The organism is Wohlfahrtiimonas sp. XWW7 (assembly GCF_056716055.1).
Window position 1 is genome coordinate 369,066 of record NZ_CP168032.1, and the last position, 12,340, is coordinate 381,405.

At 37.6% G+C, this 12,340-nt stretch carries 13 protein-coding genes and 1 tRNA gene; 2 read left to right on the top strand and 12 right to left on the bottom strand.

Features of this window, described 5'->3' with window-relative positions; all coding sequences use genetic code 11:
• Positions 1 to 82: 82 nt before the first annotated feature.
• The 4 genes from phoR to ACA100_RS01890 form a co-directional block, all read right to left on the bottom strand.
• Positions 83 to 1,375: a phosphate regulon sensor histidine kinase PhoR gene (gene phoR, locus ACA100_RS01875; RefSeq protein WP_481078327.1), complete on the bottom strand. Its 1,293-nt coding sequence runs from the start codon at positions 1,373 to 1,375 to the stop codon at positions 83 to 85.
• 8 nt (positions 1,376 to 1,383) lie between these two features.
• Positions 1,384 to 2,076, bottom strand: a complete 693-nt coding sequence (gene phoB, locus ACA100_RS01880; RefSeq protein ID WP_481078328.1) for a phosphate regulon transcriptional regulator PhoB — start codon at positions 2,074 to 2,076, stop codon at positions 1,384 to 1,386.
• A gap of 129 nt (positions 2,077 to 2,205) precedes the next feature.
• On the bottom strand, positions 2,206 to 3,135 hold the full coding sequence (locus tag ACA100_RS01885) for a toxin-antitoxin system YwqK family antitoxin (RefSeq protein ID WP_481078329.1): 930 nt from the start codon (positions 3,133 to 3,135) through the stop codon (positions 2,206 to 2,208).
• 133 nt (positions 3,136 to 3,268) lie between these two features.
• Positions 3,269 to 3,357 (bottom strand) — tRNA-Leu (locus ACA100_RS01890).
• Between the two features lie 88 nt (positions 3,358 to 3,445).
• On the opposite strand from ACA100_RS01890, the gene ACA100_RS01895 reads away from it, so the two are divergent.
• A complete protein-coding gene (locus ACA100_RS01895; RefSeq protein ID WP_481078330.1) occupies positions 3,446 to 4,174 on the top strand; it encodes a tyrosine-protein phosphatase in 729 nt (242 codons plus the stop codon).
• A 91-nt stretch (positions 4,175 to 4,265) separates the two neighbouring features.
• Here ACA100_RS01895 and ACA100_RS01900 read toward each other — a convergent pair whose 3' ends face one another.
• Positions 4,266 to 4,988, bottom strand: a complete 723-nt coding sequence (locus ACA100_RS01900; protein WP_481078331.1) for a cytochrome b/b6 domain-containing protein — start codon at positions 4,986 to 4,988, stop codon at positions 4,266 to 4,268.
• Positions 4,989 to 5,135: 147 nt separating this feature from the next.
• Here ACA100_RS01900 and sstT point away from each other — a divergent pair, with 147 nt between their 5' ends.
• The gene (gene sstT / locus ACA100_RS01905) at positions 5,136 to 6,365 is read left to right on the top strand and encodes a serine/threonine transporter SstT (RefSeq protein ID WP_481078332.1); all 1,230 of its coding nucleotides are present in this window, start codon (positions 5,136 to 5,138) and stop codon (positions 6,363 to 6,365) included.
• 158 nt (positions 6,366 to 6,523) lie between these two features.
• Here sstT and ACA100_RS01910 read toward each other — a convergent pair whose 3' ends face one another.
• The 7 genes from ACA100_RS01910 to atpE all read right to left on the bottom strand — a co-directional run bounded on the left by ACA100_RS01910 (position 6,524) and on the right by atpE (position 12,282).
• Entirely contained in the window at positions 6,524 to 6,946 is a 423-nt protein-coding gene (locus ACA100_RS01910) for a F0F1 ATP synthase subunit epsilon (protein WP_481078333.1), read from the bottom strand.
• 23 nt (positions 6,947 to 6,969) lie between these two features.
• The gene (gene atpD, locus ACA100_RS01915; RefSeq protein WP_481078334.1) at positions 6,970 to 8,343 is read right to left on the bottom strand and encodes a F0F1 ATP synthase subunit beta; all 1,374 of its coding nucleotides are present in this window, start codon (positions 8,341 to 8,343) and stop codon (positions 6,970 to 6,972) included.
• A 44-nt stretch (positions 8,344 to 8,387) separates the two neighbouring features.
• Entirely contained in the window at positions 8,388 to 9,296 is a 909-nt protein-coding gene (gene atpG, locus ACA100_RS01920) for a F0F1 ATP synthase subunit gamma (RefSeq protein ID WP_481078335.1), read from the bottom strand.
• Positions 9,297 to 9,334: 38 nt separating this feature from the next.
• The gene (atpA, locus tag ACA100_RS01925; RefSeq protein WP_481078336.1) at positions 9,335 to 10,882 is read right to left on the bottom strand and encodes a F0F1 ATP synthase subunit alpha; all 1,548 of its coding nucleotides are present in this window, start codon (positions 10,880 to 10,882) and stop codon (positions 9,335 to 9,337) included.
• A 48-nt stretch (positions 10,883 to 10,930) separates the two neighbouring features.
• A complete protein-coding gene (locus ACA100_RS01930; protein WP_481078337.1) occupies positions 10,931 to 11,485 on the bottom strand; it encodes a F0F1 ATP synthase subunit delta in 555 nt (184 codons plus the stop codon).
• Between the two features lie 14 nt (positions 11,486 to 11,499).
• Entirely contained in the window at positions 11,500 to 11,970 is a 471-nt protein-coding gene (locus tag ACA100_RS01935; protein WP_481078338.1) for a F0F1 ATP synthase subunit B, read from the bottom strand.
• Positions 11,971 to 12,048: 78 nt separating this feature from the next.
• Positions 12,049 to 12,282, bottom strand: a complete 234-nt coding sequence (atpE, locus tag ACA100_RS01940; RefSeq protein WP_008316830.1) for a F0F1 ATP synthase subunit C — start codon at positions 12,280 to 12,282, stop codon at positions 12,049 to 12,051.
• Positions 12,283 to 12,340: the final 58 nt, after the last annotated feature.

Sequence of the window (12,340 nt, forward strand, 5' to 3'; positions counted from 1 at the left end):
TCCTTAATTGAGTGATCTTCTTAATTGACTGTGTGCATTCTAAAAAACGAATATGACACTAAGATGACAAATAAAAAAATTATTAATTTTTTTTCACTAGGAATGAATCAGGAATGACAAAAGAGAATGTAGAACCCTGATTTTGAACACTTTCTATCTTTAATTCAACATCGCCATGATTGCGCAAAGCATGCTTGACAATGGCCAACCCTAAACCTGAACTATTCTTTTTATAAGTATGAGATGAATCCACTTGATAAAAACGCTCAGTTAAACGATTTAAGTGGTGCCTTGCAATCCCTACACCATTATCCTGAACACTGAAATACGCGCCTGTATCAACTTTTTTCCATGTCACAGTAATCATCGTTTTTGTAGGATTATGCTTAATCGCATTATCAATTAAATTGCACATCACGCTGTACACTTGATCTTGATAGCCACGAATATTCAAATTAGCTCCAATATTCGCTTCAATCGTGTAATCAGCATGTGTTTCTTGCAAACTTAAAATCAGCGTTTGTAATAAATTAGAAATATCTATATTCACCATTGGTAAATGTGACGACATATTTTCAATTTTACTGAGCAGTAAAATCTGGCTGATCAATGATTCCATTCGACTAATTTGCGCTTCCACTTTTCCCAAAGCATCTTGACAGTTATCCATAGGAATCAGCTCATCTTGGAACATTTCCACATAACCTTTAACCACTGTTAAAGGCGTGCGTAATTCATGGCTGGCATGCGTAAAGAAATCCTTTCTCTGCTGTTCTGCCAAATAGACTTGATCAACATTACGTGCCACAACAATGTGACGATTGTGTTCATAAGGCAATACCCGAAACTCAATGTAATAACGCTGATGAACTTTAACCGTCAATGGCTCTGTATAATTTTCTTGTGCGAGATATTTAGCAAACTCAGGATTTCTAACTAAGTTCACAATGTTTTGTCCTTTATCATCTGGCCAGCGAATCCCCAATTGTTGCTTCACTTGCTGATTACACCATTGAATATTGCCTAAATCATCCACAATGACTAAGGCATCTGGCGATGACTCAACACCGTGCCTAAACAGCCTAATAATGGCAGCTAATTCATTCTGTCGCTGACGTAGACGCTGCTGATGCTTATGCAAGCCATAATAGATAATTTCCCAGCTACCAAAACTATTCGGTGGATAAAGCACATTCTGCTGCCAAATCCAGCGTGATAACTTAAATAAGTTATACAGATGCCAAGCCACTAAACTCATCGTACCGATGAACAAACTCAAAGCAACATGCTGAAAAATGAAACCGATGCACAAAGAGATCACAAGAGTGATCAATACTTCGATTAAAAATCGCCTTAAAAAAGTCTCTTTTAACACAGCACACCTTAATCCTTAGATTGTGAGGATAAACGATATCCTGCACCACGCACCGTTTGAATCATGCGCTGTGCATTTTTACTCTCCAACTGTTTCCGTAAGCGGCCAATATGTACATCAATGGTTCTATCATCAATATAGACATCATTACCCCAAATATGATCGATCAATTGATCTCGACTAAAGACTCTTTCCACACGCTGCATTAAAAAACATAATAATTTATATTCTGTTGGGCCTAAATCGATCTCTTCATTGTCCACAAAAACGCGATGTGATTCTAAATCCACAGCCAAGTTATTCACCTGTAATTTAGGTTTATCTTCTGGATAAATGCGACGCAGCAATGCTTTCATGCGTACCAGCAACTCTTTATTGGAAAAAGGCTTAGTAATATAATCATCAGCCCCAGCATCAAATCCTTCTATTTGATCATCTTCCGCTGCCTTTGCGGTCAGCATAATAATAGGAATGCTTTTGAGTCGCTCATCTTTGCGGAGCCTTTTCACTAACTGAACGCCTGAACCACCTGGAATCATCCAATCACTCAAAACAATATGGAACTCTTTGTCCGCAATTAATGAAACTGCCGTATGATAATCTGGCGCTTCTAGCACATCAAAACTGTTGTTCGTTAATAGCAGTTTAAGCATGCTTCTCAGCGCTTCATCATCCTCAATCAATAATACTGTTTTCTTCATCAATACATTTCTCAAATTGAAATATGACAATTATGCTTCAATTTTATGACATTTTTATGAATCACAAAATAAAATAAGCAGAACTCAGTCTGCTTATTCATAATCACCACATATTTAATAACCTACTGTTTATCTGAAGCCAAAGCGCCAAACATCAATCGTACATGCATTTCCAATCATTTTTTTGCTACGATCCAATTGTCCGTTGATATAGAACAACTCTACATCTAACTCACCTTTTTCATTCCAGATACGACACCAACCATCATTGACACCATTTTTATAAGTTGCTTCTGCCACAGTAAAGCCTGTTGGTGCATTTTTAATTAACATGCCTTCTTTTTTATTATTCTTAGCACCAAAAGAGTGACTCAACGTACCATTTGTATAATAAGCTTCCGTGAGCAATATGCCTGTTTCTTCATTCAAAGTCTCTTTCATGCGAACAGAACCATCAGGATAAAAGGATGTAGAACCTACAATCTTATTATCTTTATATTCAGTTTGTGAGGATTGTTTACCATCTTGATACCAATTCTTCGTTGGACCATTCTTTTGCCCTTTAACAAAGGCAATTTCAGTTTTAATGCTACCGTTAGAATAGAAGTTTTTCTGAGTACCATCTAAAACATTATCTTTATATTCTGACTCTTCAATCAATTGACCATTAGTGCCCCAGTATCTGAACGTTCCCTCCAACTTACCATTTTTCATCAAATACATTTCGCGTGGCTTATCTGCCTCATAAAACACTGTAATCTTTTCAAGGCCATCTGCTAATTTTTCTGTTTCACGTAGCGTATGATCAGAAACTTCACCTGTATTTTCATTGAAATTAGGATCCAAAGCTCTAGGACCATATAAACGAACCAACTCTTCTTGGCGTGCCATCTCTTCCTTTAACCCAGGATTGGCATCATAGATTTGATCCATCATCACTTGATAACGCTCTTCCTCTTTTTTATCTTCCATCACGTTATAAACTTGTATGCCCGCATAAACCAGAAGCAATACACCAAAAACAATCAATAATTTTTTAGTTGATGGGTCTAATCTCATTATTATCCTCACAGAATCTGTTACTGCAAATTTCGGTTAATTATACATCAGTTGATTTATTGTTTGAGCCATTATTGCATGCTACCAACATCTAATCAAAAAAAAACCTGACATAAAGTCAGGTTTTTTGATATGGTGCCTAGGGCCGGAATCGAACCGGCACGACCGTTAAGGGTCGGCAGATTTTAAGTCTGCTGCGTCTACCAATTTCGCCACCCAGGCTTGGATTGCGTTGAGGTGCGTATAATATCCATTTATAATAACCTTGGCAAGTAACTGACTAAAAATAGAGCAATATTTGGAGAAAATAATGGAATCAATCATCAACTTTCGTACTTTCAATACCCTTAAAACTAAGGAAAATGCAGGGATTCGAGAGAATAAGCTTTTTAGAAGTGCCGCACCAGAATATGGTACAGAAAATGACTTTAAAAAACTTCATTCTTTGCAAATAAATTCTGTTATCGACTTTCGAGATGAACATGAAAAGCAAATTTTGCTACAAGAAAAGTTTAATGAACGTTTTCATCGTCAATCTGCCGCCATGAATGTTGCTAATTTCTTTAATCATGATGAAATTAAACGCATTGGATTAAACAATGACAACATTGATCAATACTACAATCATATTTATCGAGTATTACCCACTCACTTTCATCACCAATATCAAATCCTAGCTGATGCTTTAAATGATGGACAAACTTTATTGTTTCACTGTAGTGCGGGAAAAGATAGAACGGGATTTGGCGCATACTTAATACTGAGTGCGCTCGGCGTTCATCATGATGATATTATGGAAGACTATCTCCGCTCTAATGATTCTGCCCTGATTCTTTATGAATCACGCAAAAATGAACGCTCTAATCTACCAACAGAAGAATTATCTAAAGAGACAATACAAAGATTGTTTGGCGTCCAAGAAGAATATTTGGAAACCGCCATACAATCTGTGCAAGAAAACTATAAAAGCAGCGAACGCTACCTTTCTGAAGTATTATGTGCGGACATTAACAGCATCCGCAATCATTATTTAATATAAACAACCAGTAACAATAGGATCGTCATAGGGATAATCACTGATAATGAAATTCCTATGCGTTCCCAAGCGGATGATTTTAGTAAACTACGACTCAAAACATTAATCCTTTTAACCAAATTGTTGTATTTTTAATCCATATAAAAAACTCTACATTCTTCATATAGCCATACAAAATATACGGTACAACAACGCCAAGTACAATAAAAATCATCAATGCTAACCATGGTTTATTGCCTTTCATTTCTTTGGCCATCGGTGAATGCCACTCATTTTCTTTACGTGAACCGATGATCATCGTTTTCACCAAATTTTGACCTTTGAATAAAAAATATCCAAAAATTGCAGCGATATGCAAACCAACCATGACATAAATAACATACAAATTATATTGATGAATTGCCTTAAAATATTTACGTGTATCACTAGAAATCAACTTATATAAAGGTGAATCCTGATGTAAATAAGTGTTATCTGTTAAAAACAATCCTGTAATTGTTTGCGTGAGCAATACAATCAACATAAAGAGCACCATATAAGCGCCCATAGGATTATGCCCTTCCGTTTTACTAATGCCATAACGCAAATAATTATAAATAGCGACAGGGCCTTTCAAAAAATCCCAAAACTGAGCCGTAGAACTACCAAATAGCCCCCAAATAACACGGAATAACAATAAAATTAAAACAAACACGCCTGCATATTGGTGTGCCGTGATATTTTCTACATTGATTGTATAGATGCATACAACAATCATCACAGCCAATGTCCAGTGAAAGAGCCTGATCGGAAGATCCCAGACCTGAATTTTTTTCATTTTGTATTCCCTGTATTTAATATTGATCGTCCTATTGTATAAAAAGCTGATTACTATGGCGAATTTATTCAGTTCCCAAATAGAGGATTACTTGCTATATTTTTCCAAATATCAAATTTATTAACGCACTAACAAACGGGAGAAGATATGAGGCGTTTTTTTACTTTCATCAACAGCTATAGCCTAATACAACAAATAATTATAGGCTTAATTTTAGGTATCATTATCGGTTTTAGCTCAGAAACAGCATCAGGTGCAGTTAAAATTTTCGGTGAATTCTTCGTCAATGGCTTAAAAGCTATTGCACCAATCTTAATTTTCTCGTTAATCATGGCAGCGATTACTAAGTATAAAGTTAACACGCAAAATAAATCTGCCATTCGCCCAATCTTAGTTTTATATTTAATTGGTACATTTGCTGCTGCAGTTGTCGCTGTTTTAGTCAGCTTCATCTTCCCTATCACTTTAAAATCATTGCCTGAAGCTGCAACACAAGCATCTCCTAGTAACATTATCGATGTATTGCATACTTTGATTCTTAAAATGGTAGATAATCCTGTCAATGCTATTGTTTCTGCCAATTACATCGGCTTATTATCTTGGGGCATTATCTTTGGTTTTGCACTTCGTCATTCCAGCCATACAACTAAAAAATTCATCGAAGATATTGCTGAGGTGACAACAAAAGCTGTTCGTTTTGTTATTAAATTCGCACCTTTAGGCATTTTAGGCTTAGTTGCATCAACAATATCAGAAACAGGCGGTTCAGCTCTTTTAGAATATGTACAACTTGTACTTGTTTTATTACTCGCAATGGCAATTGTAACTTTCATCGTTAACCCAATCTTAGTTTACTGGAAAATCCGAACTAACCCTTATCCATTAATCTTAACTTGTTTACGTGAAAGTGGCTTAACGGCATTCTTTACACGAAGTTCTGCGGCAAATTTACCAATTAACTTAGCATTATGTCGAAAATTAGATGTTAATGAGGAAACTTACAGTATATCCATTCCATTAGGTGCAACCATTAACATGGCAGGAGCTGCTGTAACAATCACTATATTTACACTAGCTGCTGTACATACAATGGGCATTCAAGTTGATTTTCTATCTGCTGTATTATTAAGTTTATTAGCAGCTGTTGGTGCTTGTGGTGCATCGGGTGTTGCTGGTGGCTCATTATTATTGATTCCTTTAGCGTGTAGTTTATTCGGCATTGATAATACTGTTGCAATGCAATTAGTTGCGATTGGTTTCATTGTAGGTGTGATTCAAGACTCTGTAGAGACAGCGCTTAACTCATCAACAGATGTATTATTCACAGTCGCTGCTGATAGAGCATTAAAAAAGCAAATAGAGACAGAAGCTCAATAGCATCTCCACTTTAAATAATGATTGAAAAATAGCCTTATTAAATATCAATAAGGCTATTTTTTCATCTCATCCATTAGCATTCAATCAAATTTTCAACTCTAAATATCAAGCATAAAAAAACCTGCCAAGGCAGGTTCTTTATATACTTTAATTGTTAATTAAACTTTACCAATTTTACGGTAACGTTCAATCGCATCAATCTTCGCACTGATCTCACGTAATTCTGTTTGAGCCTTAGCAAAGTTGAAATCATCATTTTGCTTTTGCAACATTGATTCAACACGCTCTCTCGCAGCTTTAGCTTCAGCTTCATCAAGATCATCTGCTCTTTCTGCAGATTCAGCTAAGACAATAATTTGATTCGGCTGAATTTCAAGAATACCACCTGAAATCCAGAAAACATCTTCATTGCCGTCAGCTGTCTTTAATCGAACTTGACCAGGAACAAGCTGAGTCAACAATGGTAAGTGCCCAGGATATACACCTAGCTCACCAGAGATACTTGTTCCTGCAAAAAAAGTGACATCTCCAGAAAACAATTCTTTTTCTGCGCTTACGATGGCAACATGCATTGTATTCATTGAGACTCCCTATTCAGTTATGATTAAAGCTTAGCAGCACGTGCTCTTGCTTCTTCAATATCACCAACCATGTAGAAAGCTTGTTCTGGTAATGAATCACATTCACCTGATAAAATTGCTTTAAAGCTAGCAATTGTATCTTTCAAGCTAACATATTTACCAGGCGCACCTGTAAATACTTCTGCAACGTGGAAAGGCTGAGACAAGAAGCGCTGAATCTTACGAGCACGTTGTACAACCAACTTATCATCTTCCGATAATTCATCCATACCCAAGATTGCAATGATGTCTTTCAATTCTTTATAACGCTGAAGAACTGTTTGAACACCACGAGCAATATCATAATGCTCTTGACCAACAACTTGAGGATCTAACTGACGTGAAGTTGAATCCAATGGATCTACCGCAGGATAAATACCCAATGAAGCGATATCACGTGACAATACGATTGTCGCATCCAAGTGAGCAAACGTAGTCGCTGGAGATGGATCTGTTAAGTCATCCGCAGGAACGTAAACCGCTTGAACTGATGTGATAGAACCTTTCTTCGTAGATGTAATACGTTCTTGAAGAACACCCATCTCTTCAGACAATGTAGGCTGATAACCTACCGCTGATGGCATACGACCTAACAATGCTGATACTTCTGTACCCGCCAATGTATAACGATAAATGTTATCGATGAACAATAGAACATCTTTACCTTCATCACGGAAGTATTCAGCCATCGTCAAACCAGTCAAAGCAACACGTAAACGGTTACCAGGTGGTTCATTCATCTGACCATAAACCATCGCAACTTTATCAAGTACGTTAGAGTCTTTCATTTCATGATAGAAGTCATTACCTTCACGAGTACGCTCACCAACACCAGCAAACACAGATAAACCTGAGTGTGCCTTAGCAATGTTGTTGATCAATTCCATCATGTTAACAGTTTTACCAACACCCGCACCACCAAATAGACCTACTTTACCACCTTTAGCAAATGGACATAATAAGTCGATAACTTTGATACCAGTTTCCAATAACTCTGTAGAACCTGATTGTTCTTCATAGCTAGGTGGTTTACGATGGATACCCCAATGATCTTGTGCAGATACATCACCTGCATGATCCACTGGTTGACCCAATACGTTCATGATACGACCCAAAGTCGCTTCACCTACTGGAACGCTGATTGGTGCTTTAGTATCTGTTACAACTAAATCACGTTGTAAGCCATCTGATGAGCCCATTGCGATAGTACGCACTACGCCATCACCTAATTGTTGTTGAACTTCCAAAACTAAATCTTGGCCTTCAACTTTTAATGCATTATAGATTGCAGGAACAGCATCGCGTGGAAATTCAACGTCTACGACAGCCCCTATAATCTGAATAATTTTTCCTGACATATTTAACCTCTAAAAATTACTATTCTCATTCAATCTGCCCAGATTTATAGGGCTGCTGCTCCACCAACGATCTCAGATATTTCTTGAGTAATCGCAGCTTGACGTGCTTTGTTATACACGAGCTGTAAATTCTCAACAATTGCCTGAGCATTGTCTGTTGCGGCCTGCATTGCGATCATTCGCGCTGCCATTTCGCATGCAATGTTTGCAACAACTGCCTGATAAATTGTTGATTCAACATAACGATTAAGAACAACATTGATCAATTTTTTTGGATCCATATCATAGATATAATCCCATTTCATTGATTGTTCTAAGTCAATCGTTTCATCATTCACTTTGCCAACTTCAGCTTTGAGTGATTCGAATGTAGATAAGTCTATTGGTAACAACTGCATGCCAACTGGTTTTTGCACCATAGTGTTGACAAATAGGTTGCCATAAATGCGAAGCTCATCAATTTCACCATCACGGTAAGCTTGAAGCATTACATTCATTACACCCAATAACTGCGCCATTGTTGGTTGATCACCTAAATGGCTTGCAGTTGCTAAAATTTTCCCACCGTAACGACTAAAGAAAGAGTTTGCTTTGTTACCGATCGTCGCAAATTCAACAGTTTTGCCTTCTTGTGACCATCTTGCAATATCAGAGCTCAGGAGCTTGAATAAGTTATTATTCAAGCCACCACATAAGCCGCGATCACTGCTGACAACAATAACGCCAACTTTCTTCACTTCACGTTTGGATAAATAGACATGATCAAATTCAACATCAGCCTGCGAAAGATGAGCAACCAATTTCACAATTTGCTTAGCATATGGACTTGTTGCTAGCATTTGAGTCTGCGTTTTACGCATCTTACTAGCAGCAACCATTTGCATAGCGCCTGTGATTTTCTGAGTGTTTTTAACACTCTTAATCTTTGTACGTATCTCTTTACCAACGGCCATGAAAAGATCCTAATATTTAAAATAAAGAAAGAGAAAAATTATTTAACCCAAGCTTCTGTCGATTTGTACGACTTAATTGCTTGTGTAAATTGACTTTCAATTTCATCATTGTAATTACCAGTCTCATTGATTTGCTTCATGAGATCAGCTTTTTCAATATTCATTGTAGTTACTAAGCCTGCAGCAAAAGCACCAACTTCTTTCACAGAAATATCATCTAAATGACCTTTTTCAACTGTGAAAAGAATAACTGCCATTTCAGATACTGAATATGGACGGTACTGTGCTTGCTTCATCAACTCCATAACACGCTCACCACGTTCTAACTGCTTACGTGTTGCTTCATCTAAATCAGATGCGAACTGAGAGAACGCTTCCAACTCACGATACTGAGCCAATGCCAAACGAACACCACCACCCAATTTCTTGATGATTTTAGTCTGTGCAGCACCACCAACACGCGATACAGAAATACCAGCATTGATCGCAGGGCGAATACCAGCATTAAATAAGTCTGATTCTAAGAAGATCTGACCATCTGTAATAGAAATTACGTTTGTTGGAACGAATGCAGAAACGTCGCCAGCTTGAGTTTCGATGATAGGTAAAGCTGTCAATGAACCTGTTTTACCTTTAACTTCACCATTAGTAAACGCTTCAACATAGTCAGCATTTACACGTGCAGCACGTTCTAATAGACGTGAGTGCAAGTAGAATACGTCACCTGGGTACGCTTCACGACCTGGTGGACGACGTAATAACAATGAAATTTGACGATATGCAACCGCTTGCTTAGATAAGTCATCATAAATGATCAACGCATCTTCACCACGATCACGGAAATATTCACCCATTGTACAACCAGCGTATGCTGACAAATACTGCATTGCAGCAGGGTCAGCAGCACTTGATGCTACAACGATTGTGTGTGCCATTGCATCATTCTCTTCCAATTTACGAACAATATTCGCAATTGTTGAGTTTTTCTGACCAATCGCAACGTAGATACATTTAACGCCTGTACCTTTTTGGTTAATGATTGTATCGATTGCAATCGCAGTTTTACCTGTTTGTCTGTCACCGATGATTAACTCACGCTGACCACGACCAACTGGTACCATTGAGTCGATAGCGATATAACCTGTTTGTAATGGCTCATCAACTGATTGACGTTCGATTACACCTGGTGCTAACTTCTCAATTGGTGCTGACAAAGTAGTATTGATTGGACCTTTACCATCGATAGGTTGGCCCAATGTATTCACAACACGACCCAACAATTCAGGACCGATTGGAACTTCCATTACTTTACCAGTACATTTAACTACGTCGCCTTCAGATACTTTTGCATAATCACCCAAAAGTACAACGCCCACTGAGTCACGCTCTAAGTTCAACGCCAAACCGCGTACACCGTGAGGTAACTCAACCATTTCGCCCTGCATTACAGCACCTAAGCCGTATACAGTAGCAATACCGTCAGTCAAGCTGATAACTGTACCTTCAGTGCTTGCTTCTGGCTTTACATCAAATTCTTCAATCTTAGATTTGATAAGATCACTAATTTCTGATGGATTCAATTGCATAATTCAAATCATCCTTTAAACATAATAAATTCTTTTATCGTAAATCCACTAAGCTGACTGCACCAAAAAAGAAGTCATTTGCTCTAAACGTCCTTTTATTGATCCATCCATTACCCAGTCGCCAGCTTTAATTACTGCACCACCGATTAAATTCGGGTCAATTGAAACATTTAATTTAATGCTTTTTTGGAAATGCTTTTCTAACGCTTTAACGAACATTTCATTTTCTGACTCTTTCACTTCAAAAGCTGAAACTAATTCAACTTCGATAATAGACTCATCTGAAAGAACCATTTCATCATACGCTTGGCGTATTGATGGAAACATTTCGTAACGCTTAGCACTTAAAATTACTGATAAAAAATTAGCTTCTTGATTCGTTAGCTTACGTTTTAATAACGTAGCCACTGCTGTTTGCAAAAACTGAGTTTTTTCTTGCAGAGAAAAATCAGGGCGAGAGATAAAATCACTCGCCTCTACATCGGCACTAATCTCATCGAGTACAGCCAAAAGATTACTCCAGCCAGAAATAGAGTTCTCCTCCTTAGCAATTAAAAAAACTGCTTTGGCATAGGGACGAGCAACTGTAATATAATCTGTCATGACTAATTATTGCCTTATAAACGTGATGCTAAATCTTTCAACATTGACTCGTGCGTTGCGCGATCTACTTCCTTACCTACGATCTTACTCGCACCTTCAAGTGCTAGTGCAACCACTTCTTGTCTTAGTTTTTCTTTAGCTTGATTAGTTTCAACTAAAATCTGATCTTGTGCGTTCAAAAGTTGCTTATCAGCCACTTCTTTAGCTTGTGCTCTAGATGCTTCAACAGCTTCTTCTGCACGCTTGTTAGCAAGCGTAACAATAGAAGATGCTTCTTGCTTTGCATCTTTTAAAAGCAACTTAACTTGAGAGTCAGCTTCTAATTTTTCTGCAACGCTATCTTCAGCAGCTTTTAAGCCATCTGCGATTTTGGCACGGCGTTCATCGAGTGCTTTGATCATTGGTGGCCAAATGAATTTCATTACGAACCATACCAATGTAAAGAAGACGACAAACTGTGCAAATAAAGTAGCATTTAAATTCATGTTGTATCTGCCTGTCTATTCTAATCTATGCATAAAAGGCGTTTGATTTTAGATACCAAACGCCACGAAATGGAGTTATTACTTGAATACAACCATTGCAAAGAAGATAGCGATACCAACACCGATCAAGAATGCAGCATCTACAAGACCAACAAGAATAAATACTTTAGGTAACAATTTATCCATCATTTCTGGTTGACGTGCTGAAGATTCAACATACTTTGAACCCAACAATGCGATACCAATTGCCGCACCGATAGCACCCAAACCAACGATAATTCCACACGCTAAAGCAATCATGCCCATGTCCATTTTTTTCTCCTAAAAATAAAATAACTAACTAAACTAACAAAACACCAACCAAATCGAT